At 31.5% G+C, this 26942-nt stretch carries 24 protein-coding genes, 1 pseudogene and 1 CRISPR repeat array; all 25 genes and pseudogenes read left to right on the forward strand.

Annotated elements, in window-relative coordinates:
* Positions 1-22 precede the first annotated feature (22 nt).
* On the forward strand, positions 23-1003 hold the full coding sequence (locus JOC47_RS04580; RefSeq protein ID WP_204700805.1) for a helix-turn-helix transcriptional regulator: 981 nt from the start codon (positions 23-25) through the stop codon (positions 1001-1003).
* On the forward strand, positions 996-3401 hold the full coding sequence (gene cas3 / locus JOC47_RS04585; protein ID WP_204700806.1) for a CRISPR-associated helicase Cas3': 2406 nt from the start codon (positions 996-998) through the stop codon (positions 3399-3401). Before JOC47_RS04580 ends, cas3 begins: the two co-directional genes overlap by 8 nt.
* Positions 3401-5269 (forward strand): hypothetical protein, encoded by a 1869-nt coding sequence (locus JOC47_RS04590; protein WP_204700807.1) that lies wholly within the window; start codon positions 3401-3403, stop codon positions 5267-5269. Before cas3 ends, JOC47_RS04590 begins: the two co-directional genes overlap by 1 nt.
* A complete protein-coding gene (locus tag JOC47_RS04595) occupies positions 5262-6209 on the forward strand; it encodes a DevR family CRISPR-associated autoregulator (RefSeq protein WP_204700808.1) in 948 nt (315 codons plus the stop codon). The genes JOC47_RS04590 and JOC47_RS04595 overlap by 8 nt, the downstream gene beginning before the upstream one ends.
* A 20-nt stretch (positions 6210-6229) precedes the next feature.
* A complete protein-coding gene (locus tag JOC47_RS04600) occupies positions 6230-6910 on the forward strand; it encodes a hypothetical protein (protein ID WP_204700809.1) in 681 nt (226 codons plus the stop codon).
* Between the two features lie 15 nt (positions 6911-6925).
* Positions 6926-7882, forward strand: coding sequence for a CRISPR system precrRNA processing endoribonuclease RAMP protein Cas6 (gene cas6 / locus JOC47_RS04605; RefSeq protein ID WP_204700810.1), 957 nt, complete (start codon positions 6926-6928; stop codon positions 7880-7882).
* A 285-nt stretch (positions 7883-8167) separates the two neighbouring features.
* A CRISPR array of direct repeats spans positions 8168-8493; the repeat unit is 37 nt; unit sequence GTTACAATACTAACTCCGTTAACTAGGAGACTGAAAG.
* Between the two features lie 31 nt (positions 8494-8524).
* Complete coding sequence (locus tag JOC47_RS04610) at positions 8525-8788, forward strand: hypothetical protein (RefSeq protein ID WP_204700811.1); 264 nt, start codon at positions 8525-8527, stop codon at positions 8786-8788.
* Positions 8789-8898: 110 nt separating this feature from the next.
* Positions 8899-9915 (forward strand): CRISPR-associated endonuclease Cas1, encoded by a 1017-nt coding sequence (gene cas1 / locus JOC47_RS04615; RefSeq protein WP_204700812.1) that lies wholly within the window; start codon positions 8899-8901, stop codon positions 9913-9915.
* A 1-nt stretch (position 9916) separates the two neighbouring features.
* Entirely contained in the window at positions 9917-10159 is a 243-nt protein-coding gene (cas2, locus tag JOC47_RS04620) for a CRISPR-associated endonuclease Cas2 (RefSeq protein WP_204700813.1), read from the forward strand.
* Positions 10160-10735 (forward strand): CRISPR-associated protein Cas4, encoded by a 576-nt coding sequence (cas4, locus tag JOC47_RS04625; RefSeq protein WP_338035319.1) that lies wholly within the window; start codon positions 10160-10162, stop codon positions 10733-10735.
* A gap of 15 nt (positions 10736-10750) precedes the next feature.
* A complete protein-coding gene (locus JOC47_RS04630) occupies positions 10751-10924 on the forward strand; it encodes a hypothetical protein (RefSeq protein WP_204700815.1) in 174 nt (57 codons plus the stop codon).
* A gap of 672 nt (positions 10925-11596) precedes the next feature.
* Positions 11597-12874, forward strand: coding sequence for a flagellar filament capping protein FliD (gene fliD, locus JOC47_RS04635; protein ID WP_204700816.1), 1278 nt, complete (start codon positions 11597-11599; stop codon positions 12872-12874).
* 164 nt (positions 12875-13038) lie between these two features.
* Positions 13039-15111: a hypothetical protein gene (locus tag JOC47_RS04640; RefSeq protein WP_204700817.1), complete on the forward strand. Its 2073-nt coding sequence runs from the start codon at positions 13039-13041 to the stop codon at positions 15109-15111.
* 71 nt (positions 15112-15182) lie between these two features.
* Complete coding sequence (locus JOC47_RS04645; protein ID WP_204700818.1) at positions 15183-15473, forward strand: hypothetical protein; 291 nt, start codon at positions 15183-15185, stop codon at positions 15471-15473.
* Between the two features lie 66 nt (positions 15474-15539).
* Entirely contained in the window at positions 15540-15812 is a 273-nt protein-coding gene (locus tag JOC47_RS04650) for a hypothetical protein (protein ID WP_204700819.1), read from the forward strand.
* 82 nt (positions 15813-15894) lie between these two features.
* Entirely contained in the window at positions 15895-16359 is a 465-nt protein-coding gene (locus JOC47_RS04655; protein WP_204700820.1) for a hypothetical protein, read from the forward strand.
* 232 nt (positions 16360-16591) lie between these two features.
* Complete coding sequence (locus JOC47_RS04660; RefSeq protein ID WP_204700821.1) at positions 16592-17059, forward strand: PTS sugar transporter subunit IIA; 468 nt, start codon at positions 16592-16594, stop codon at positions 17057-17059.
* 2 nt (positions 17060-17061) lie between these two features.
* Positions 17062-17352, forward strand: a complete 291-nt coding sequence (locus tag JOC47_RS04665) for a PTS sugar transporter subunit IIB (RefSeq protein ID WP_204700822.1) — start codon at positions 17062-17064, stop codon at positions 17350-17352.
* Between the two features lie 14 nt (positions 17353-17366).
* The gene (gene ulaA, locus JOC47_RS04670; protein ID WP_204700823.1) at positions 17367-18644 is read left to right on the forward strand and encodes a PTS ascorbate transporter subunit IIC; all 1278 of its coding nucleotides are present in this window, start codon (positions 17367-17369) and stop codon (positions 18642-18644) included.
* 160 nt (positions 18645-18804) lie between these two features.
* Positions 18805-21033 carry a BglG family transcription antiterminator gene (locus JOC47_RS04675; RefSeq protein ID WP_204700824.1) on the forward strand — a complete coding sequence of 743 codons (2229 nt, stop codon included), beginning with the start codon at positions 18805-18807 and terminating at the stop codon, positions 21031-21033.
* Between the two features lie 42 nt (positions 21034-21075).
* On the forward strand, positions 21076-21897 hold the full coding sequence (locus JOC47_RS04680) for a thermonuclease family protein (protein ID WP_204700825.1): 822 nt from the start codon (positions 21076-21078) through the stop codon (positions 21895-21897).
* A 527-nt stretch (positions 21898-22424) separates the two neighbouring features.
* Positions 22425-23432 carry a substrate-binding domain-containing protein gene (locus JOC47_RS04685; protein ID WP_204700826.1) on the forward strand — a complete coding sequence of 336 codons (1008 nt, stop codon included), beginning with the start codon at positions 22425-22427 and terminating at the stop codon, positions 23430-23432.
* Between the two features lie 91 nt (positions 23433-23523).
* Positions 23524-24882 (forward strand): annotated as a pseudogene (locus JOC47_RS04690) (sucrose-specific PTS transporter subunit IIBC); the annotation flags it as partial.
* Positions 24883-25005: 123 nt separating this feature from the next.
* Positions 25006-25449, forward strand: a complete 444-nt coding sequence (locus JOC47_RS15955; protein ID WP_369127960.1) for a PTS sugar transporter subunit IIA — start codon at positions 25006-25008, stop codon at positions 25447-25449.
* A 9-nt stretch (positions 25450-25458) separates the two neighbouring features.
* Positions 25459-26937, forward strand: coding sequence for a glycoside hydrolase family 32 protein (locus JOC47_RS04700; protein WP_204700827.1), 1479 nt, complete (start codon positions 25459-25461; stop codon positions 26935-26937).
* The last annotated feature ends 5 nt before the right edge of the window (positions 26938-26942 follow it).

Raw genomic sequence — 26942 nt, forward strand, 5'->3', positions numbered from 1 at the left:
AAGAAAATGGAGGTAATATATTATGGGGATTTCAACCAAAGTTTCTAAGTTGATAAAATTTATTAGTATGACCGAGCAAAAGTACAGTACATATAGTCGGGAAGAAATAATGGATGCTTTGAATATTTCCGAAAGTACTTTTTATCGTTATTTAAAACAATTAAGAGAAGAAGTAGAAATTCCAATTGAAAAAGACCAAAGAACAGATGGTTATAAAATTCGCGAAGATTATTATATGACCCCACCAGATTTGAGTGTTTCAGAGGCTTTGTCTTTAGTATTAGCTGGAAATAACATCTTGAATAACTTAGAGTTTCCTTACTGTAATGAAGTTAATATGGCTACAGCAAAATTGATGGCTACTTTACCTGAAGAAACTAATTATTTACTATCCAATTTAGAGAATAAAATTCATTTCAATTTAAAATCATTAGTTGATTATAATAATTATAGTGAAGTTTTTAATACCTTACAGCAAGGAATTCAGGAAACTAAAAAAGTAAGAATTGAATATGATTCTGCTTCTAAAAATGAAGTTACTAAAAGGAAAATTTCTCCTTATGCTCTGGATTTCAATGAAGGTGCTCTTTATGTTTATGCCCACTGTAATTTGCGGCAGGACATGAGAGTGTTTAGAGTTGATAGAATTAAAGGAATTGAGTTATTGGATTTATCGTTTATTTATCCAGATGATTTTTCTGTTGAAGATTATTTGGGGACAGCTTGGGGAGTAGAGTGTGGTAAAGAGGAAGAAGAAATCAAAATCAAGTTTACTGGGAGAGCGGTAAGAAAGGTAAAGGAAAATAATTATCATAGTACTCAAGAATTAGAAGAAATAAATGAAGATGAAGTGGTTATGACTATTAATACTTGTAGCTTTAATGAGGTAAAGGAGTGGATTTTAGGGTTTGGTGCTGAAGCTGAAGTGTTGAAACCTGAGAGATTGAGGGAGGAAGTTAGGGAAGAGGTTGATAAATTGCGGGAGGTTTATGGGAATGACTAATAATAAATTAGAAGCTAAAATAAATGATTATTATGGCCAAACAAAAAGTGGACAAGAGATTGATGGTTTTTCTCCTTTTAAGTATCAAAAAGAAGTAGCCCAAACAATTTTAAATGGAGAAAATCTTATTTTACAAGCTCCGACTGGAGCAGGTAAAACCTTAGCTTCTATTATGCCTTTCGTAATTGGGAATGAAGAAAAAATTGATTTCCCGAAAAAGTTAATTTATTCTACTCCTCGGAGAACTTTAGTTAATAGTTTATATACTGATATATATGATGAAATTAATCAAGGTAATTTTGATAAAGAGTTTGATGTTACACTTCAAACTGGAGAGAAAAAAGAAGATAGATATTTTAGTGGTGATATAATATTTACAACTTTTGACCAAAGTTTATCTTCTGCTTTAAGCATGCCGATATCACTATCTAAGAGATTAGGCAACGTTAATTTGGGTGCTGTATTCTCTTCGTACTTAATATTTGATGAGTTTCATTTGTTTGATTTAAGTAGTTCATATACTACGACTACTTTGTTATTAGAAAAACTAAAAGATAAAATACCATTCTGTATTATGACTGCTACTATTTCTCGAGAAAGAATACAATATTTAGCAGATAAATTAGATGCTAAAATAATTAGAGCAGATAAACCAGAATATTTAAAAGATATAGTAACTCAGCAAGGTAAAGAGAGAAAAATTTTTATTAGAAATAATTCTTTGCAGGCTAAAAAAATAATTAATTTACATAATCAAATTGAGAATACTGATGCAGATCAATCAAAGAAAAGTATAGTGATGTGCAATAGAGTAGAAAATGCTAAAAAAATATATGATGATATTAAAGAATTGCTTGAAAAAAATAATGAAGAAACTGATATAATGTTAATTCATTCTAGATTTTTAGATAAAGATCGTAATATGAAAGAAAGAAAAATAAAGAAAATGTTTTCTAAAGACAATAAACAAAGTGACGTGATTTTAATTTCAACACAAGTAATTGAGGTCGGAATTGATATTACTTCTGATATTATGCATACTGAAATTTCCTCTATAGATTCTTTTTTGCAGCGAATTGGGAGATGTGCTAGATATCGTAATCAAAAAGGTCAAGTTTATGTCTATGATGTTTTAAATGAAGGAGATAAAAAATATTTACCTTATGATAGAGATGTTACTGTAAAAACTTTTGAGGCATTAGAAAAAATTGATGGACAAGTTTTAAACCCTGAACTTTCGCAAGAGATAATTAATGAAGTTTATAGTGAAGAAACTAATGTTGATGCTTTAGCTAATGAAAAAATTGATAATAGTACAGATGATTTCATTCTAAAAAGTTGGAAAAATCCAGATAAAAGTCAATTCAAAGATTTAATCCGCCATGTTATTGCTTGTAGTGTAGTGATTAAAAAATGGATAGTAGATAAAATGTCGCCTTATAATTATCAAAGCCTTAGTATTTCTCCTTGGACTTTGCGAAAAAAATTAAAAGAAATAGATAATGATACTGATGATTGGTTAGTTAAAGAAGTTATTGAACGAGATGATGATAGTGATTTCAAATATACTTATAGAGCAGTAGATATTAATAATATTTATCCTAATAATTTGTATATTCTTAATCCAGATTATTTTAGTTATAATAAAGAAAAAGGATTACAATTTGAAGAAAAAAATAAAGAAATAGAATTTGATTTATTACCCTATTCAGCTCGTGAATTTGATTATGACGAACAATATAATGAAGAAAGTTATTTGCAACATATTTGTAGAATAAAAGATGAAGTAAGGGATTTAGAAATAGAAATGAACTATTTAATTAACTTTTTAAAAGAAAAGTTTAATTTAAATGATGGGGATTTTAGAAATATAATAGAATTCACTATTTGGTCTCATGATCTTGGTAAGTTACAAGATGAGTGGCAGTTGGCCCATAAAAAAAGCAAATATGAATTTATAGCACATGCAGAAAGAAATAATAAACCACCAAGTCATGCGGCAGAAAGCTTTTGGGTTTGCTTATCTTTATTAGAAGATTTTGTTTTAGATTATTTGAATAAAGATGGAATACTAATTGATATTATAGGTAAATCTATTATTTCTCACCATTCAATAAATTTAACTAGAGTTGATAAATACAACATTTCTAAGGTTGCTAAAAATTATTTATTAAATATAAATGCAAAGTTTTTTACAGAAGATAGTTTGATTAACTTTATAAATGAAGGAATAGATAGATTATATTTAAATTCTAGAGCGAGTGAGGATATTTCTGATGAAATAAGACTAAAAACAATTGAACATTATTTATTTTATTTTAGTTTAGTTAGAATATTAAGATTGGCTGATCAAAGAGCAACTAAAAAACTAAATCAATTTGAGGAAGAGGTGATTTAATGAGACAATTCTATGTACCTAAATTAGAGGGGGATTATAGTGACATTTTGCTGTGTAGAGGAATTGCAGAAATTGTCAAACAAGTTCTTATACAAAGTGGTGAAGAAAACCCAGAAATTGTAATTAAAGATATGGCTTCATTCTACCAGATTGAATCAGATAAAGAGTTGATAAAAGAAAATTTTACAGATGTAGAATTCAAGACGTTATATCCATTAATATATTATGACAAAATGGATAACAAACCAGATTATACTGAAGATATAGTAGATTTCACATTAGATGAAGAATATAAAGAGTGGTCTGCTACTAAGCATAAGTCAAATTTAATTCGTCAAACTACAGGAGTACCATTGTCTAATAAGATAATGAATGATGTCTATAGTATAAAAGAATACTTTGGTGAATTATTATTTATCATTTTAGATTCTTTTAGTGAGCCTCAAGGTGACTATAGTCAATTATCAGATAACTTAGACCAATTATTTATTAAAATACAGCTTAATAAATTTAAAAAGATTATAAAAAATGAACTGTCTAATAGTGAATTAGAAGAGATAGAAAATAATTTAGACCAGTTATTTGAAGGTTTTGATAATTATCATTGGAGTAAAAGAAACAAGGTGAAAAAAATTATTCAAAATCAATTACCTGAATCAGAAAATGTTACTAATATTACAGAAAACATTAAAGAACTTTACAACCAAGCTAAGCTTGATTTCACTGAGAGCCATAATGCTTTAAGTAGTTTATTACCCAAAAGAGTCAAGGGATTAAATAGAGATGATTTATCTTCCACATCTAGAATTAGTCCTAAAAATTCATCAGAAAGCTGGTTTAAGTTATTTCTAATATTAATTGGATTTTATAAATTGTTTATGCTAAAAAGCTTGAATTCTGGAAATAGACTTTATTCAGTTATTATTCCAAATCAAGTACTATTAGATGACTTTGATAGTTTATATTATCAGATTGAACCTGATTATTATCCAGCGAATACTTTAGAAAAACAAAACATTTTGTTTTTGAGTGATTTTATTATTAAATTGTTAGATAAATTAGAACAGTTTGATAATCGTAGACGAAGGAGAAGAAGAAAACTATTAAGAAACTATATTCAAGGATTAAAAAATGCATATCTTGTTGATATGGGTCAAAACCATGTGATTAAAAATATTTATGATCTAAATATCCCTAACTGGATTGTATTAGATGAAGAAAAAGATAAAGTAAAGTTTAAAGAAGTATTTCAAGAATTTATGGAATTAATAAGACCAATTGATGATAAAAATGAAGACATTAAGATTTTTCAAGAACTGTATAAGTTCTTAACTACTGAGAAAGTTGATTATTTGCTAAATTATTATTATCAACATGCAGTTTTAGCAATTCAAAGATTAGCTAATGATAATGGAGCAAAAATATATACCAAGCGAGGTGTTAAATTTATTATGAGTAAATTAGAAAATGTTGATCAAACTAATTATTCTTCTATTTTAGAAAATGAGGGCTTTCAGAATTTTGCTGAGGCAATTAGAAATAGTACTTTAATCCCAATTTATCACAATGATAAGAAAAAAATTAAATTTGGTTTGTTACAAGATTTAAGACGAGCAGCACTTAATAAAGAAACATTGGTTACTGAATTATCAGAATTTATGGCAGACTATAACAATGAAAACGGGTTGGAAAATTTTCACAATAATAACCCGATGCGTTCTAACTTGACTACTAAGGACTTTGAACAATTGGTAAATTTAATTGATGAACATGATTCTGAAATTATTGGTAATATGCTTTTGGCGTATGGATTTGGGAAAGATGAAAAAGTAGAAGAAGTTAAAGAGGGGGCAGATAATAATGAGTAAGAAAGTTTATTCAATCTCTATTAATGGGAAAGTTGGTTTGAATTTGCATGATTTAAATAATGAAAAATCTGAAGGTAATCAATTGACCACTCGAAATGTCACTATTACTGATGGTGCTGGGAAATTAGCTACAGTTAATGCTATATCAGGTGATATGTTAAAGCATATTCAGTCAAGTCATTTGTTTAAAATTGCTAAAGAAGATGAAAATTTAGCTTTATGTGAGGGTTGTAAAAAGTTTGACGCTAATCGAATTACAATTGATGATCAGTTTGATGAATTTACTAAAAATGCTGATAATAAAGCAGAGATAGTTGATAAAATGCTTGAAATGTGTACCCTTGATGATACGGAAGGGATATTAATTACTAATAACAATAAAAATATAGGTCGCGATTCAACAGTGGAGTTTGGCTGGGTAGTAGCCATCCCAGAACAGTTCAATTCTGATAATTTATTTCATGTTAAATATTCTGATTTAGATAAAAGTGAAGGAAGTGGGAAAAACGAGGGACAAAATATTTTTTATAGGCCAATCAATTCAGGGCAATATGCTGTTGTTAATAATTTAGAGGTTGCTAGAATTGGGTATAATGATATCTCTAAAGAATATGCTTTGGATAGTGAAGAGATAGAAGCTAGATACAAAGCATTACTTAAATCAGTGATGATGAGTTTTTACTCTCCTGAGGGAGCAATGAGGAACACCCAAGCACCCCACATGACAAGTTTTGAAGGGGTAGTGAGTGTGAGTTATAGTTCAGTTCCAGCTCCAACTATTAGTGCATTGAATTCAGGTTATAATGAAGAGATTAAATCTATTGCTAAAACGTTAAATTCTATAGGAGAAAATGTAGAGTTGAAAGAATTTAATTCCATGTCTGAGTTCTGTAAAGTTATTGAAGAATTAATTAATAATACAGTCCCTTATGGTATTTAAGAAGATGAAGGAGGGGTTTTATGTGGCTAGAAATAGAGTATAAACCGACAGCATTATTTTCTTTTAAAGATATTAATGCTACTAATACTGCGGCAACTTCATTATTATTCCCTACGCCTTATGGAGTGAAGATGGGATTGATTGCTGAGGCTATTAATGAATATAATTTAAATAAAGGTAAAGAAGTTTTTGAATTGATTAAAGATAAAAAAGTGAAATTTAATTTACCTAGTGAAGCAGTAGTTAATAAAACTTTTGGTCGTATAACAGACTTAAGAAATAGAGAAGGCAGATCTAAACCTGCTTATCGTGAATATGTATTTTTCGATGGCACTTTAAAAATAGCTTTAGAGATAGTAGATTTTTCAAAGGAACAAATTCAGTTATTGAAAAAATTAGCTATTAGAATTAATTATTTTGGCAAAAGAGGTTCATTTATGCAATTTAAATCTTTTAACCAAATTGAAGAATTAACTAATGAATATTTGAATTTAATGGGGGAAAATAGTTTAAACAGTAGTAATAAATCAATAATTCAATTTACTGAGGATATTCCGCCAGAAGCTACTTTTGAAGCAGTTAATATTTACAATAGTGAGGAAAAATTAAAGAGAAAGAATAATAAACGAATTTTTACGGTTGATTTAGAAAAGACATTATCTGGCGAAGGATATCAATACTATAAAATTGCAACAAATTGATTATGGAGTGATACTATGGAATTAGAAGTTATGAGTTTGGATTTTATTCTACAAGCCCAAGATAACATAAAACTGCCTGAGCATCCCGGTTCTACTTTGCGGGGTGCTTTTGGGCATGGATTAAAAACTGTCGCTTGTAATTTGAAAGATGAAAAGTGTAAAGAATGTAATTTAAATAATAATTGTGCCTATTCTTTGTTATTTAATCCATTCTTAGTAGGCAAGGAAAAAGAAAAGACTTCAAAAAGATTTAATAATAAACCCCGTCCTTTTGTTTTTGAACCGGTTGGAAATGGAGGAATAGTTAAAGTAGGAGAAAAAATAGAATTCAAATTAAATTTATTTGGATATACTAAAAAATTTTTGCCTTATATTATTGAAGCTTGGAAACAGTTAGAAAAAGAAGGAATCGGAGTAGGTAGAGGTGAATTTATAGTTGAAAAAATTTGGAGTGGAAATAAAATTACTGGTAACAAAAACAGAATTTTTTCAAATGAATTTGGTTATAATAATGCCCAGCAGATTACTATTTCAAATGAAGATTTAGAAAAGTTTAAATCTATTTTAGATAAAAAAAGATTACAATTAAAATTTTCATCGCCAACTTTACTAAAAAACAAAGGTGATTTCGTAGAGAAAATTGATTTTTATAAATTAATGAAAAACTTATTTAGAAGACTATCTAGTTTAAGTGTTTTTTATGGAGAGGAAGAATTAGATATTAAATTTCATCAATATTTAGAACAAGCAAAAGAAGTTAAACTAGCAAAAGATACTACTAGATGGAAGAGTTGGTATCGTTATTCAAACCGTCAAAATAAGAAAATAAAAATGAAAGGCTTAGTAGGGGAGGTTGTTTATCAAGGAGATTTAGAACCATTTTTGCCTTATTTAATTTTAGGGCAATATACTCATGTAGGAAAAAATACTGTGTTTGGTTTAGGAAATTATAAATTAATTAGTAATACTTAAATTTTAAGAAGGAGTTTGAAGCGGAAGTATATAAAGTAATTATATGTGGAAAGAATACTAATTTTCGCAAACCCTCATTTTAGTATTAATTTGTGGGATGAGTTATAAAGAGTTATTTGTAGTTTGAATTGTTTCAAGCCTATGTTTTACAAGGGATGAAGTTGGTTTCGCAAACCCCCTGGGGTTTTGTGCAAGATTAACTTTGCGAAAAGTGATAGTTTGTTTTGATGATAGGAAATGTTTTGATTACTGCTATAATAGGATTGTTATGCTGTAAAATTTGCGGTTACAATACTAACTCCGTTAACTAGGAGACTGAAAGTGCAATAGAAAAACACCCTCTCGGGTGTTGGTTACTGTTACAATACTAACTCCGTTAACTAGGAGACTGAAAGAGCGGTAGTGCTATGAGGCGACTACTTATGAGAAGTAGTTACAATACTAACTCCGTTAACTAGGAGACTGAAAGATCTTATCTGCACCATCATTCAGATAAGTTTTAAAGTTACAATACTAACTCCGTTAACTAGGAGACTGAAAGCTACCACTGCCTATTCCTTGTTCCGCTAAATAAGTTACAATACTTACTCCATTAACTAGGAGACTGAAGAATCATAATAAAAAAGAAAGGAGCTAATCCAAATGACAGATATAGATGATAAAATCAGCAAACAGTTAATGAATAATGATGAATTAGATAACAAATTAAGGAATTCTTTCGATAAAATCATAGAAGACTTAAAAGACATCGACAAACAGAAATTATTAAAAGAAAATCCTGACTTAACCGAGGAAGAGTTAGAAGAAAAAATCGATGAACTAGAAAAACGATTAAAAGAAGAAAAAGATAATTTCATGGAAAAATTGTCTAATACATTAAATTTCAAAGAATTATTCAATGAATGATCTCTTAACCGAGGTCATTCTCTTTTTTTGAAAAATTAGTTTTTACTTTCACCCCGTTGGGAATAGTCTTCTTTATAATAAAAGTAACACTGATTAAAGGAGGACTAAAAATGGGCCAAAAATCATTAGTAGTAGATGACTATGGTATGTTTGTAGGTAAGAAGAGCGAGCGGGTAGTGGTAAAAAAAGACAAAGAAGTTATCAAAGAGGTACCATTCTTTAGATTAAAAGAGATAATGATTTCTAGTTCTGGTGTTTCTTTTTCTTCAGATTTGATTCAAGAATGTGCTAAAGCAGGAATTCAAATTGATTTTGTTGATTATCGCGGTCAGCATCTTGCTAAGTTATCTTCGGCAGCAATGACAGGAACAATTAAAACTAGACGCCAGCAGTTAATGGCTTATCAAGATAAGCGGGGATTAGAGCTAGCTTCGACTTTTGCTCAAGGTAAAATCGATAATCAAATTGTTTTACTTAAATACTTAGCCAAATCTAGGAAACAAAAGAACAAAGAACTTTATGATTGGATTTATAATCAGATTGAAGAGATAGAAGAAATAAAAAAAGAACTCGAAGATATAACAGGAGATGATATTGAAGAATGCCGCAGCTTGATTTTGTCAAGTGAAGGACGAGCTGCCCAAAAATATTGGCAGGTTATCGAGGAAATTTTACCTGATGAATTAGAATTTCCTGGTCGCAAAACACAAGGAGCTGAAGATTTAGTTAATTCATTATTGAATTATGGCTATGGTATTCTTTATTCTCAAGTTTCTTCTGCAATTTTACGAGCAGGATTAGATTTATATGCAGGATTTTTACATGCTGACCGCCCAGGAAAACCATCTCTAACCCTAGATTTGATCGAAGAATTTAGACAAACTATAGTAGATAAAACTATTATTGGGTTATTAAATCAGAATGTTAAGTTCGAAGTTGAAGAGGGTCGAATAGCTGAAGATGATCGAAAAAAACTGGCTAATAAAATTTTAGATAGGTTAAAAAGCAAAGAAAGATACGAAGGTAAGAAGTATCGTTTAGAAGTTATTATTCAAAAACAAGCGAGGAAATTAGCTTCTTATTTAAAAGGAAATAGAGAATATGATTCGTTTGTGAGTGGGTGGTAAGATGAAAACTATTCTTATTTATGATATTCCCGATGATAAGAAAAGAAAGAAAATAGCTGAAGCCTGTAAAGATTATGATTTGCATCGAATTCAGTGGAGTGCTTTTATTGGGCGATTAAATAGAAATTTAAGAGAAGAGTTAATGCTGAGATTAGATAAGATTTTAGGGGAAGAAGAGGGCGATATCAAATTATTTCCTATTTGCAATAAAGATTTAAAACAAAAACAAGAAATTAAGAGGTAGGTGATTAGATTGATTAAAGTAACTGATATTAAACAATATGCTTACTGTCAGCGTATTATTTATTTTACTTACTGTATGCCAGTACAGCCTAGACAAACTTATAAAATGCAAAACGGTCAAGAAAGACATGATCGTAACGAAGAACTAGAACCGCGACGAACTTTAGAGCGTTATGGTTTAGAAGAAGGTGAAAAAAGATTTGGAGTTAGATTGTCATCTCCTGAATTAAATTTAAAAGGTGAAATGGATATGATGGTTGTACAAGAAGGAAATTATATTCCGATTGAGCTAAAGTATACTAATCGTCAGCCTGGAATTAACCATAAATATCAATTAATTGCTTATTGTTTATTAGTTGAAGACCAATATCAAACGAAAATAAATAGAGGGTTAATTCATTTAATTCCTCCTAAAGAAACTATAGAAGTTGAATTAACTCCGGGATTAAGAGAAGAAGTTAAAGAAATAATTAGCGGGATTAATGAGATTATTGCAACAGAAAAGATGCCTGCTCCTACCAGTGATCGCGGCAAATGTAGAGATTGTGAGTATCAAAATTATTGTGGGGATGTGTGAAAGGGGAGAATAATAATGATTAAAAAAGTATATTGTTATAAATGCGGCTCATATTATTGGACTCCCAAGGGAGAAAAAGAGATTAAAGATTGTCCATTTTGTAGTCTTGGGAAAGCATCTGATAATAATTTATCTTATAAAGAAAAGTTGCAAACCAAAAGAATTAATTATAATAATTATGATAAATAAGAAGGAATATAAGTATAATACGTGAATTAATAAATTGAAATACCATTTTCGCAACCCCCATGGTTTTTAAAGTTTTTTAAATGATTATTGAATATGAGTGAGCTTTCTATATCATTGCTAATTACTATTATAGCAACGATGAAAAAAGTTTCTCAAACCCCCTGGGGTTTTATGCAAGATTTGGTTTGAGAAAAATAAAAGGTTTTTGTGATGATAGTAAGAACTTTGATTACTGCTATCATAGGATTATTATGTTTTAAAATATGCGATTACAGTACTTACTCCGTAAAGTAGGAGACTGAAAGTATTTAAAACAGCCTGTTTCTTTTCTTCCCCATTCATTACAGTACTTACTCCGTAAAGTAGGAGACTGAAAGTATTATAATATGCGTCAACACCCTGCCAATTTACAATTACAGTACTTACTCCGTAAAGTAGGAGACTGAAAGTAAAATCCCTCACCACTTCCTGGATTCCAATTATCAATTACAGTACTTACTCCGTAAAGTAGGAGACTGAAAGACTTCTTCTTCTACATTATCCCAAGCGTCTGACACAATTATAATATCACCTCCATTAACTAGGAGACTGAAATATACTTATTAGATTTATTTACTTTGTAATAAAAATTTAGTATAATATATATAAGAGTTGCATAAAGGGGGTGACACCATGAGAATTGATAGTTCTTATTCCCTATTTAACACAAGTAACAATATTAATAGTTATAACTTTTATTCTTCCCTAGTTAACTATTCTAATTTGAGCACTCGGACTCAAAATGTCAACAATTCTTTAACTGACATTTCTTCAATTTACACTAATTCTCTTGACACTGATTATCTAGATAATTTTCAATCTCAACTATCAGATTTAAGTACTGAAGCAGAATCTTTGATTACTGAAGAAGCAGATTCAGTTCTAAATACGACTGAAGAAAGTGATTCTGTTTTTAGTGAGCGAATAGCATCTAGTTCAAATACTGATGTATTAACTGCTAGTGCAGATACAGGTGCTACTACAACTGAATATGAAGTTCAAGTCAATCAACTTGCGCAAGCACAGGTTAATGAAAGTGCTAGTTTTGATAGTGATGTTGCTAGTAGTTTCACTACTGGAGATAATACTATTCAGCTTAGCCAAGGTGGCCAATCTGAAGAAATAAATATTAATGTGTTATCTAGTGATACTAATTCAGATGTATTAAATAAATTAGAAGATGAAATTAATAATTCTGAATTAGACCTTAGTGCAGATATTGTGACTAATGATGATGGAACTCAGCAGTTACAAGTTGAATCTAATGCAACTGGAACAAGTGATAAGTTTGCTATTTCTGATGTAAGTGGTGATTTAGCTACTCAGACTAATTTAGATAATACAGTTCAAGCTGCTCAAGATGCTGAATACGAAGTTAACGGGGAAAGTCAGGTGTCAACTAGTAATCAATTAGAAATTGATAATGGACAACTTAGTTTTGATTTGCAATCTACAGGAAGTTCTACAATTACGGTTAGTCCAGATAATGAATCTGTTACGGAAGCTGCTCAATCTTTTGTTGATCAATTTAATGACACAATCGGTTTTTTGAGAGATAATATTCAACAGAGTAATTCACTTGAGTTAGCGCAAAATTTAACTAGTATTACTGAAAGTTCAGCTAGTGATTTAGATGCGATTGGAATTGAAAGTAGAATTGATGGAACATTGAGTTTGAACGAAGAAGAATTTAGTCAAAGCTTAGAAGAAAATTATGATGAAGTAAAGGAAACTTTAGGGAGTGTAACTGGTGTTGCCTCCCAAGTAAATGATCAAGTAGAAAATACTTTATCAGGGCCAATTTCAGAGTATTCGCAGTTGAGTGAGTATAGTCTCTATAATCAGTCAGGGCAATCAATATTCCCCTTTTCTTCTATGTATAGTGGTGCCTTATTTGATTCCTATTTTTAATCCCAATGATTACGGGAAACCGCCTGTTAATGCAGGCGGGATTTATTTTTTTGAATTCTTTTTCCAAAAAAAGCTAAAAAACAAAAATTGCCTAGTTTTAAGAAATAAATAACTATGGTAATTTTTAATTATAGTAAAATTACTTTAGTAAAGGGGGAAAAGAGATGAGAAAAATAGCTTGGAGTGGATTATTAATAAGTTTATTGTTAGTTTTTTCTTTATTGATGGGCTGTAGCAGTGGTGGTGGTGGAGGTAAATCAGCACCTAAACTAGAAACTACTTCTATTTCAGGTACGGTAAAAGCACCTAGTGGAACTACAGTGGCTAGTAATACTGGATTATGGCAGCACTTTGCTAATTTATTAATTACTAAAGTCAGAGCTAATGGTACTGAACAAGCTGTAACAGAAGCGGAAGTAACAGCAGTTAATTTTAACACTAATCAACAAGTGGGAACAGTAGCTACTACTGGAAATGATGGAAGTTATCAAATTAGTAAAATCCCAAAAGGAATTAATGTTTTAATCGTAGCAGAGAAAGAAGTAGGAGAGAATAGAGTACATTTATCTACTTTAATTCCTGAAGTGGGGGAAACAATGCAATTAGATGGAGCAGGACCTGGTGAAGTTAATGGAGCTACTACATTAACAGCTTTACGCTATCATCAATACCGAGGTAATAATGATTATAAGATTACTACTATTGATATTGAAAATGTATTGAAAAAGGCTAAGAAGTTATCTAAAGTTCAGAATGGAACTCTTAATTTGACTGTTGGTAGTGGAGATATTAATACTGATACGTCTGGCAAACCACAGATAAATACAAGTAAATTAGCAGACTTTGTTAATAATACTCAAATTCCTAATCCTGGTTATCCAGCTTGTGCTGATGCTAAACGAATGACTCAAGAAGTTAGAAATGCTGGTATATTTATGAATCAGGCTTTACAGCAGCAAGCTATAAAACAGAATCAAACTGCTCAAGAAATTGCTAGTTTTTTTGAAAATTTAAGTACAGAGATGGAAGAAATTGATCATTTAATCACATCAGATTTTATGGAGGCTAGGCCAGGAGAATATAATTTGCTAGCTAATGGTGATGTAGAACTTGTTGAGCAATATCAAAATGATGGACAGTTTTGGGAGTGGAAGCTTAATGATACTGTTAATGAAGGTTATTATGTTTCTGTTAAGTTAACTAATCTTAATAATATACTAGTAGAGTCAACTGATCCTCAAACTGATGGTTATGATTATGCTATTGATTTAGAAGAAGCAGAATTTGAATATAATGTGAACGATTCAAGTCAAAGTGATTATTATTATGAAGGCAGTCTGACATTAAGTAATGATAGTACCGATACAATTACTGCTGAAATAATAGACGAGTATGGAACTATCTACCACATTATAATTCCTGCTAATCCTAATTATAATTTAAATGGAACTTTCCATGGCCCAGAAAGTGGAGATGTCAGTTTGAATGTTGCTTTAACTGGTAGTGCTGAAACTGATTTAACAGGGACTGCAGATTTAAGTTTAACTGGAAACATTAATACTGATGTAATTAGTACTAATGGAGAATTAGATATTAGTCTGACCGGAGATGAAGATATGTCAGCGGAAACTCCAGATAGTGCAGAATTAAGTTTTACAGGTTTAGTGAGTACTGATTCTGCTCAATTTGAAGGTCAGTTTGATGCTGATTTTGTGAAAAACCCTTATGAAAATGATCTTCTTCCTCAAACTATAGGTTTTAATGGTGATTATAATGATCTTAATCCTCAGACTACCACTTGGCAGGGGTCTTTAGAGGTTACAGCAGATAATGCTGCTAGTTATGATCCTTATTCTGAAAGTGATTTTCCTTATGGTAGTGTAACATTTAATGGACAAGTAACTCATGTAGACTATCCAACTTTAAATCTAGATATGAGTGCTAATTTAAATAAAAACGAAGCTGATAATTCTGAAGAGGGTAGTCATTATTTAGAAATTGCTTATAGCCGTGGTAGTAGAAGTATGAATGGCTCTTTAGCAGTATCTGAAACTGAAGACAGTGCTACTTTGACTTTAACTAATGAACAAGAGATTGAGTTTGCTTTAACTGAAGCCCAATCAGAAGTTACAGGTTCAATTAAAGATAGTAATAATGAAGAGATTGCTTCAATTGACGAAGATACATTTGGTCCAACCATCCATTATGATGATGGTACTACAGAAACACTTTACTAATTAAAAATTGAATTGCTAAATAAAAAAGCACCCACTTTGGGTGTTTTTTTATAAAAAGGATGGAGTAGATAATGATTTTAGTAATTGATAGCAATAACAAAATAAAATTGATCTTAATATTAATTATTTTGCTGTTATTAATTTCAGTTCAGATTAATGCTGCAGAAGAGAAAAAAAGTAATGATGTTCTTGTTAGTTATAATGTAGAGAGAAGTTTAGAAAATAATTGGCTAGAAATTGATAAGCTAAAGAAATTAGATTTAATAGATGCTTCTGTAATTCCGGTACCTGATCTTGACCAGATTCCTCTTCTAGATGAAGATTTGATGTATAAACAATATAATAAATATTATACTAAATAGCGTTTTAAAAAGTGGAGATTTCAATTTTTTAATCAATCTCGTACAAATATAGTGGGATCTTCTGATTTGATTGAATTTATAAAACATGTAAAAAATGATACGGTGACAAAGAATAATTTAGCAATTGGTTATGCTAGGAATGAAGTTGAATATTTAGGTCAAGAAGTTAGTTATAGCAAAGAATTAGAATTGGAAAGCAAAAGGAAATTAAGATTAGAGATTACTATTAAAGATTTAGAAGGTATTGAATATTATAGAGAAGAGTTTTCAGGTGTAGCAATTCCTAAATCTGATAATAGTGATGATGTAAATAACTTATGGTACAGCAGAAATTTATAAGCCGACAAATAAGACTACTAGTTCTGGTTATGGTTTAGATCTTAAAACAAAATTTATAGTTAATTCAGACCTTTATTTTCAATTGGCATTGAATAATTTAGCTACTAGAATAAATTGGAGTGATTTAGAACATCAAAGCGGACAGATTAGTACTGATAATGTAAGTCGAGATAGTGAAGGGAATATTGATTATAATGCCACAATGAAAGGGCGAGAGGAAATCATAGATTTAGAACAGCGTCTACCGCAGGCATTAAATTTAGCTTTATATTTCAAACGCAAAAAAATTATTTTGTATCCTCGAATTCAATGGGCAGAGTGGGAAGAGAATAATCCAGGAAATGATGATTATGTTACTTCATCATTAAAAATCATCTATTCTGATTCTAGTTCAAAGCGTTATTATATTAAAGGATTTGGGCATAACAGTTGTCTATCTTTAGGTATGGAGCAGCAAAATTTTACTTTAGATATCTTCACTGATCATTATCAATTTGAAAAAATGAAATCTTTAGGAATTGCTGTTGGAATCCATTATCAATTTTAAAGTAGCCGCCGTGAGGCGGTTTTGTTTTTGTTTTGAGAAAGAATTAATTAATTAATGATTGTGGCAATTTTGGATTAATTAACCTAGTTTTGCCACAATGCCATTAGAAGATAATTGTGGTAATTAACTGTTGAGATTGTAATAATTACTAAGTACAATATAATTAGAAGAAAAAAGTAAAAAGATGATACAAAATAAAGAATTATGACGATGATAGAAAGGGGGCGGGGGGATGTTATTAGAAATATTAGCTCCGACTAGAATAATAACTGGAGTAGAAGTGGAAAATTGGCAGGAAGTCACAAAAAAAGCTGGTGAATTATTGCTAAAAGATGAATTAATTGAAGAAGAGTATATTACAGCAATGATTAATTCAATCAAAGAGAATGGTCCTTATGTAGTTTTGGCCCAAGGTATAGCTATTTTACATGCGCGCCCTGAGGATGGAGTTAAAGAATTAGGAATGAGTTTAATTACTTTAGATCCTCCAATTGAGTTTGGTCATCAAAGTAATGATCCCGTGGAAGTAGCATTAGCTTTTGGGGCTGTAGATGAAGAAAAACATGTTGAGGCTATGTCAGAATTAACGACATTATTAATGTCTGATAATGTCGTAGAAAAAATGCATGCCAAGGAAGATGCTGATAAGTTATATCAATATATAACAGAAGTTTTAAATTCTAAAGAAAAGGGGGAATAATTATGCTTAAAATATATGCAGTTTGTGGTCATGGTTTAGGCAGTAGTATGATGTTAAAAATTAATATTAGAAAGGTATTAAAGGAAAAAAGTATAGAAGGAGAGGTGGATACTGTAAGTTTAGGTGAATCTTCTGGTTTAGATGCGGACATATTTGTAACTTTTCCTGACATTGTGGATGAATTGGCCAATCGGCATGATCGTGAAAAGATTGTAGTAATTGATGATTTCTCTGATTTAGAAGAAGTGCGAGAGAAAATACTAGGAGCTGTGGACAAACTAAATCTTAACTAAAAGGAGTTGGTACAATGGGTTTCATTAATGTTTTAGTTAAGCAAGTATTAGGTGACCCTGCAGTTTTAATTGGTTTAGTGGCTTTAGCTGGTTTAATAATTCAGAAAGAAAAATTAACTAAGATTATCTCCGGGACGCTTAAAACTACTATCGGATTTCTGATTATTGGCATTGGCGCTGGCGCAGTTGTAGGAGCTTTATCTCCAATGGGCGAATTGCTGCAAGCTACCTTAGATGTTAATGGAGTTGTTCCTAACAATGAGGCAGTAATTTCAATTGCAATGGAACAGGTAGGAAGTCAAGGTGCCTTGATTATGGTTGGTGGTTTTGTTGTTAATTTATTTTTAGCTCGATTTACTAATTTTAAGTATATTTATTTAACTGGTCATATTATGTTATATTTGTCTATGTTCTTTGCTGCAGTCTTATTCTCTGTAGCAGGTTTAAGTGGTACAATGTTAATAGTTGTAGGTAGTATTTGTGCTGGGTTATATTTCACCTTTATGCCTGCCTTAACCCAACCGTTTATGCGAAAAATAAAAGGGCATGATAATATTGCTTTTGGTCATACTGGAGCAATTGGAAATGTTATTTCTGGTTGGTTAGGTAATATCTTTGGTGAAGATACAAAAGATGCCGAAGAAATAGATTTGCCTGAAGGTTTGAGTTTCTTTAGAGATAGTACAGTTTCTATGGCTGTAACTATGGCGCCCATTTATTTGATTTTAGTTTTGTTGGCTGGGCCAAATTTTGTAGAGAGTAATATTAGTGGTGGGACAAATTTCTTAGTCTTCTCTCTAATGCATGGCTTTAGATTTGCAGCTGGTGTAACAGTCATTTTATCTGGTGTCCGGATGATGTTAGCAGAAATTGTACCAGCGTTTGAAGGTATCTCTGAAAAAGTTGTACCTGGAGCTCGTCCTGCTTTAGATTGTCCAATTATCTTTAATGATGCTCCTACTGCTTTATTAATGGGATTTTTATCTAGTACAGTAGGTACGATAGTGGGAATGTTTATTTTGCTATTAGCTGATGCACCTACAATTATTTTACCAGCAATTGTACCAGCCTTCTTTGCAGGTGGCTCAGCAGGTATCTTTGGTAATGCTACCGGCGGTTGGAAAGGTGCTGTCTTTGGTCCATTTATTGGCGGTATTATTTTATCTTTAGGTACTGCAATTTTACTTCCAATGTCAGGTATGCTTGAACAGGCAGGAACTACTTTTGGAGATCCATTTTACGCAGTTATTGGACCTATCTTTACTGGTTTCTTACACTTAATTGGTGGTTAAAAATTGTTTTTATAATTAGAGGGGCGGCTTTTGCCGTTCCTTTAGTTTTTTTGAAAATTAGAAGTTTATTTCTTGAATCAAAAAGGGTATAATTAGTTTAAATGTAATAATAAACAATAAACTGGCACTGCGTTACTCTAGAAAAAAAGGGGTGAATAAATTGACATCATACCAGAGTTTAAAACCACGGGTAGCACAGATTTTAAAGACTTTATTACAGTCTAAACAAGCAGTACCGATAAAAAAGTTAGCTGAAAAATTTGATGTAAGTTCTCGAACTATTCGTTATGATTTAGATGATTTAGAAGATAGTTTAGCTAATTATGATGTTACTTTAGTTAGAAAACCCCATGTAGGAATCTTTCTTGATAGTACCGAAGAAAAGTTAAAGGAAGTAGCAACTGAATTAGTTGATTTACATAGTTATCAGCGAGTATTATCTCCACAAGAAAGAAAGTATTTGATTTTATTAAAATTACTTAGATCAGATGAACCAATAATTATTAAGCAATTAGAGGCAATGCTTGAGGTTAGTAATTCTACAGTAATTAAAGATTTAAATAAAGTTGAAGCATGGTTAGAAGAATATGATTTAGAATTAATTAGAAAAACTAATTATGGGATTGAATTAGCTGGGGATGAAATGAATATTCGCCATGCGATGACTGCAGTATTAGAAGAGACAGCTGATGAAGAAGAATTAATTAGTTTTTTAAGTCAAATTCAAAAGAAGACATTAGAAGATAAAAGATTAGAAACAGGATTCTTAACTGAATTGGATAAATTAGTAGGTGATCTTAATTTAGCTAAGATTGAAGATATAGTTGCTTGGGCTGAGAAAGAATTAGGATTTCAATTAGCTGATGGAGCTTATGCTGGTTTGCTAGTTCATTTAGGGTTAGCTATTAGTAGATTATTAGCTGGGAAAGATATTGAATTATCTGAAGAAAGACGAGCTTTGTTACAAGAAAGTCCTGAATATGATGTTGCTCAAGAAGTAGGAGAAATGATTGAAGAAGTATTTGAAGTAGAAGTTCCTATTTCAGAAATTGCTTTTATTACTTTACATTTAATGGGGGCTAAACTCAGACAACATTGGGACCAAGCTGAATATGATGATTTAGCTGATACGGATTTACCACCCGAATTAATTATGATGACAAAAGAAATGGTTGAAGTAGCAGAGGATTATTTAGACATTAGGCTTAGTGATGATGAACAATTAATGTTAGGGTTGGCTCTACATTTAAAACCAACTATTAATCGTCTTAAGTATGATTTACCGCTAAAAAATCCTTTAGTAGTAGATGTTAAGGAGAAATATGGTGAGGTGTTTGCTGCAGCAAAAAGAGCGGCTAAAATATTGCAAAGTGAATTACAAAAGCCCGTTGGTCAAGATGAAATTGGTTTTTTAGCGATGCATTTAGGAGCAGCAATTGAGCGGCGTAATTCTAATCAGGATTTCCCGAGGTTGAGGGTTGCTTTAGTCTGTTCTAGCGGGATTGGAACCACTAATTTATTGGCTACTAAATTAAAAAAAGAGTTTTCAGATATTGAAATTGTAGAAATTCTATCTGCTTTTGAACTGCGGCAAGGAGAGGTTGATTTAGATGAAATAGATTTGTTAATTACTACAGTTGGATTAGAAGTTGATTTTTGTTCAGTATTAGAAGTTAATCCGTTGCTATCTGATTCAGATAAAAAAAGAATTCAAGAATTTATTGAACAGAAAAAATCAGATTACAGTTTTGATAGCGGTAAAAAACAGACCACTGTTGCAAAACATAGTATTAATTTAGAAACTTTGCTAAAAATAATTGAGAGGAAAGCAGATGTTAAAGATAAAATTGCTTTAAAAAAAGATCTCTATGATTTCTTGACAGAAAGAGAAATTGATATAATAGATAAGGGTGGAAATCAGCAGGAAGCAGAAGAAGTCGGTCCAGAATTATTAGAATTGTTAACTGCAGATACAATTAAAATAAATTCTGAAGTATCTAATTGGCAGCAAGCTGTAGAAGAAACAGGTGGAATTTTATTAAATCAAGATAGTATTACAGATAATTATATTAAAGAGTCGTTAGAGAGTATAAATAATCAAGGCCCATATGTTGTTATTGCTCCAGGGGTAAGTCTTCTTCATGCCAAACCTGAAGCAGGAGTATTAAAACAGGATATGGCTTTATTAGTGGTACCTTCAGGTGTAGAATTTGGTCATAAGAATGACCCAGTTAAGCTAATTTTTATGTTAGCTCCAATTGATAAATCATCGCATTATAATGCAATGGTAGATTTATTAAAATTAATTGATAACAGACAACTTGTTGATAAAATTACTAGTTTTGATAATCCTGAAAGTATAATTGCAAAACTTAAAGATATGATTTAATTTTAAATTGCAAATTTTGAGTTAAAAGAGGAGGAATGAAGAATGAAACGAAAATTTATATTAATAATTGGATTATTAATGATTTTAATGATATCTAATTTTGCTTGTGTTTCAGCTGTTAACAAAAATCTAATTTCTGAGCAAAAAACTCAGGATTTAGAAAAAGTTCTAGTATCTAGCGTAATAGATGGTGATACAATTAAACTAGCGGATGGTCGGAATGTAAGATTAATTGGTTTAGATACTCCTGAACTTAATCCACCAGATGGGCCAATTGAATATTATGGTCTGCAGGCTAAAGCATTTACTAAACGGAAACTATTAGGAGAAACTATTTATCTAGAATATGGGAAGGAAAAATTTGATGAATATGACCGGACTTTAGCTTATGTCTATTTAGATGATGGTACGATGTTTAATGCTGATTTATTAGAACAAGGTTATGCTCATTTATTAACTATTGCTCCTAATACTAGACATTTGAATACATTTAAAGAAAAAGTTATAACTGCTAGAAGAAATAATAAAGGTTTGTGGCAGGAAAGGAATGCAGGAACAAAGTTGATTTCATGGCAAGATGCAGAAGGATATATTGGAGAAAGAGTAGTTGTGACTGGAGAAGTGGTAGATACTTATGATTCAGGAGAAGTTATCTTTTTAAATTTTGCTCATAATTATGATGAAACATTCAGTGCAGTTATTTTTGCAAGTGATGAACACAAGTTTGCTGTGGAAGCAGAAGACTATTTTTTAAATCGTCAAGTGCGAATACGAGGTGAAATTAAAGAACATAAGGGAGCGCCAGAAATAGTAATTGAAGATCCGACGCAAATTATTAAAAATAGTAAAATAGTTAAGCAGTGAAACAGTAGTTGGCAGTAAGATGAGCAAGAATTGCTGTATATAGATTGACCAAAAAATCAAGATAAAAGTAGAGAGAAGCGGGCTACACGAAGATTCTTTGTACTTTAAGACTCGTAGGAGACAGTTAAAATCAAAAGCAAAGTCAAAACCAAAAGACACAATCAAAAAATAAGCAACCTCAAAATGGTATATCTCTGCTCTAACACTTAAAGTAAGACTGCATTGGTGGGAGATAAAATTATTTCGCAGCGTATTTAAATCTAGCTTTGTAATGAGTCTTAATGAAGTGAAATTAAAGTTAATTTTGTATTACTTAATTTTCAATTTAAATTAAGTTAAATTCACTTTAATTGAATGAATTTAGACGAATCAAACTAGATTTATAAGTGAAGAAACAATTTTATCTCCTACTAGCAAGCTACACTTTATATATATAATTTGACTTTTAGAAATAAATTGTGTATAATCACAGTGTAGAAAATTGGAATCGTTCCCAAAAGGTATTTCAGATCAGAAAGGGGGCAAAAATGGCGATTACAATTAAAGAAATTGCTAAATTAGCAGGTGTTTCTAAATCTACAGTGTCAAGAGTGATCAATGATTCAGAACATGTAAGTGATAAGGCAAGAGAGAAAGTACAACAAGTAATTAAAGAAACAGGGTATGTGCCCAATTCTTTGGCTAAAAATTTGAAGCGTAATCAGACCGATACAATTGGCGTTGTACTACCTAAGATTAATACTAGTACTTTTTCTTCAGCTGTAGAAGGAATTAGTAATGTGATGTATCAAAATGGTTATAATTTATTATTGACTAATACTAAATTAAATGTTAAAGATGAAATAACTTATCTTAATTTATTGAAGGAAAAACGAGTTAGAGGAATTCTTTTTTTTGCTACTGAGATTACTGATGACCACTTAGAAGCATTAAATAAAATAGATATCCCCGTAGTAATTATTGGTCAAGACACTAGTGAAATATTTGATTTCCCTTGTGTTATCCAAGATGATTTCGATGCTGCTAAAAGCATAGTTAATCATTTAATTCAGCAGGGACATCAAGATATTGCTTATATTGGTGTTGAAGAAAATGATGTAGCTGTGGGGCAGTTAAGAAAATTAGGTTATTTTGAAGCATTGCAGGAGAATGATTTGAAAACTTTTAGCGATTATATTTATAAAGGCGATTTCAGTATCGAATCAGGTTGGCAAGGGATGAAAAAAATTATTAATCGAGTTGAGAGATTGCCAAGTGCTGTATTTGCTGTAACTGATCGTTTAGCTTTAGGAGCGATTAAATATCTCAAACAGAATGGTTATCAAGTTCCTGAAGATATATCTATAGTAGGAATTGGGAATTCCGATATTAGTCCTTGGGTTGACCCTGGTATTACAACAATTAATTATGATCATGAACAAACAGGAGAAGAAGCTTCACAAATTTTATTAAAATATATTAATGGTACTAAGCGCGAAGAAAAAAAAGTAATGGATTATCAGATTATAAAAAGAGATAGTGTTGCGCAAATTTAGATCAACACTATTTTTTAGGTAATTTTGGTATCGTTCCCAAAATAAAAAATGATTAAAACTATAAATTAATTATATCATGAGGAGGATGAAAATGGATTATAAAGAAGTTGCTCAAGAAATAATTCATGCAATTGGCGGTAAAGATAATGTAGATAGTGCAGCTCACTGTGCGACAAGATTAAGATTAGTTTTAAAGGATGAAGATAAAGCAGACCAAGCTGCCGTGGAAAGAATTAAAGATGTGAAAGGTGCTTTTGTTAATTCCGGTCAGTTTCAAATCATTGTTGGTCAAGGTGCGGTTAATAAAGTTTATGATGAGTTTACTGAAATAGCTAATATTTCAGAAGCAAGTAAAGGTGAAGTTAAACGTGCTGCAATGAAGAATTTAAATCCAGCGCAGCGATTTGCTAGAATGTTATCTAATATTTTTGTACCGATTATTCCAGCAATTGTAGCAAGTGGTCTATTAATGGGACTATTAGGAATGATGAAAACATATGGTTGGGTTAGTCCTGATAGTGGATTTATTACGATGTTGGATATGTTCTCTAATGCAGCATTTGTCTTTTTACCAGTCTTAGTTGCATTTAGTGCTGCTAAAGAGTTTGGAGCTAATCCTTATTTAGCTTCCGTATTAGGTGGAATTATGATTCATCCTGCCTTACAGAATGCTTGGACTTTGAGTGAAGGAATAGAGAAGACAATTGAAGTTTTTGGTATGCAGGTAGGAATGGTTGGTTATCAAGGTACTGTATTACCTATTTTAGCTGCAGTTTGGTTTTTAGGTCATGTAGAACATAACTTTAGAAAAGTTGTACCGGATGCACTTGATATTATTGTGACTCCATTCTTAACAATTTTGACTACAGGATTTATTTCCTTAATGGCTATTGGTCCAGTGATGCGTTTAATTGGTGAAGGTATTTCTACTAGTTTACAAGGAGTTTATGATACTACAGGCGTGATAGCAGGATTGATCTTTGGTGGACTATATTCCACAATTGTAATTAGTGGTGTGCATCATAGTTTTCATGCTATTGAAGCAGGATTATTGTCTGAGACAGGGAGAAATGTTTTCTTGCCTATTTGGGCGATGGCTAATACTGCCCAAGGGGGAGCAGCTTTAGCAGTTTATTTCAAGACAAAAAAGACGCAGATGAAAGCAATTGCTCTTCCAGCAGCTACTTCTTGTTTGTTAGGAATTACTGAAGCAGCTATTTTTGGTGTTAATTTAAGATTAGTAAAGCCATTTATTGCAGCAGCAATTGGAGGTGCAATTGGTGGAGCTTATGTTGTATTTACCAAAGTTGGAATGACTGCTTTAGGATTAACTGCTCTACCAGGAATGAGTATTGTAGAACCAGGTTCATTAATTAATTATATTATCGGTATGGTTTTAGCTTTTGGTGGTGCTTTTGTTTTTACGTGGATTATTGGCTTTGATGAAGAACCAGATTATGAAGATGTTGTAGATGAAGAAGAAACAGAAGCAGGAACTGAAGAACAAGAGCAAGAAGAAAATAATGAAGAAAAAGACGAAACAAAAATAAATGTTCAAAAAGAAGATGAAACTATTTTAGTTCCTATGCAAGGTCAAGTAGTAGAACTAGAAGAGGTTCCTGACCCTACTTTTGCTCAAAAAATAATGGGAGAAGGATTAGCTATTAACCCTGAATCTGGTACAGTAGTATCTCCAGTAGCAGGTGAAATTGTCAACTTAATGGATACTAAGCATGCCGTCGGAATAGAAACAGATTCGGGAGTGGAAATTTTAATTCATGTTGGATTAGATACAGTGCAGATGGGTGGCGAAGGATTTGAAGCTTTTGTAGAAGTAGGAGACAGAGTAGAAGCAGGCGATAAATTATTAGAAGCAGACTTGAGTTTAGTAGAAGAGCAAGCAGAAGATACTATAACTCCAATGGTCATTACTAATAGTGACGATTTTGCAGCAATTGATATTGTAGCAGAAGATGCTATCAATACTGGAGATGAAGTATTAAAAGTGAGATTTTAGGTGATAAATATGTCTAAAGAAAAAGAGTTATTAATAAAAGCAAGACAGAGTATGAAAGAAAAAAAAGAAGAAGTTGCAGATGATTATTATCGGTTGCAGTATCATATTATGCCTCCGGCAGGATTGTTGAATGACCCTAATGGTTTTATTCATTTTGATGGAGAATACCATCTATTCCATCAACTATATCCCTTTGATACAACTCATGGGTCCAAATTTTGGGCCCATCTAAAGAGTACTGATTTAGTAAATTGGCAGGAGCTGCCTTTGGCCCTGGCTCCTGCTAATCCTTATGAAAGTCATGGATGTTATTCTGGTAGTGCAGTTGACAATGATGGGACATTAACTTTAATTTATACAGGTAATGTCAAAGATGAAGCAGATAATAGAGAAACATATCAATGTTTAGCTGTAACTGAAGATGGCATTAATTTTAATAAGTTAGGTCCTGTGATTAAAAATCAACCTACTGGTTATACTAGACACTTTAGAGACCCTAAAGTATGGCAAAAAGATGGACAGTGGTATATGGTGATTGGCACTCAGACTATAGATCAAGAAGGTAGAGTTTTATTATTTACTTCTGCTGATTTGAAAGAGTGGGAATTAGTAGGAGAAGTAGCTGGGAGTAATCTAGGGCAGTTAGACGATTTCGGTTATATGTGGGAATGTCCTGATCTCTTTAGGCTAGATGATAAAGAAGTTTTGATTGCTGCTCCGCAAGGAGTAGCAGCAGAGGAGAATTTATATAATAATATTTATCAAAATGGATATTTAGTAGGTGATTTGGATTATCAAACAGGCCAGTTAGAACATAATGGATTTAGAGAATTAGATCAGGGCTTTGATTTTTATGCTAGTCAAACTACCCTTGATGAGCAAGGGCGAAGAATCTTATTAGCTTGGATGGGATTGCCAGACCAAGAAGAATATTATGTTGAACGGGATAATGGCTGGGTGCACACTTTGACAATTCCGCGGGTTCTAGAGTTAGGTGCTGACAATCAAGTGTTGCAAAAGCCTGTATCTGAGATGAAGAAATTACGCGGAGCAAAAGAAGAGTATCATAATTTAAAACTGCAAGATGAAATAATCAAATTAGCAGGTATTAATGGTGATGTTTTAGAATTGATAGCTGAATTTGAAATTGAAGATGCAGCAGAATTTGGTGTTAAACTCAGATGTGCAGCTGATGGAAGTGAAGAAACGGTAATTACTTATGACCAAGAAACAAGTGAATTATCTTTTGACCGCAGTAATTCAGGGCGAGGAGAAGATGGAGTTCGCCGCTGTGAAATTGATGAGACGGAACAATTGCAGTTACATTTCTTTATGGATACTTCCTCTATTGAACTTTTTGTTAATGATGGGAAGAAGGTCTTTACAACGAGAATTTATCCTCAACCATCAAGTCAGGATATTAAGTTTTTTGCTCATAGTGGTGCAGTAAAATTAAATCAAGTTAGAAAATGGGAATTGAATAATTAAAAGTG

The sequence above is a fragment of the Halanaerobacter jeridensis genome (assembly GCF_016908315.1).
Taxonomy (GTDB): domain Bacteria; phylum Bacillota; class Halanaerobiia; order Halobacteroidales; family Halobacteroidaceae; genus Halanaerobacter; species Halanaerobacter jeridensis.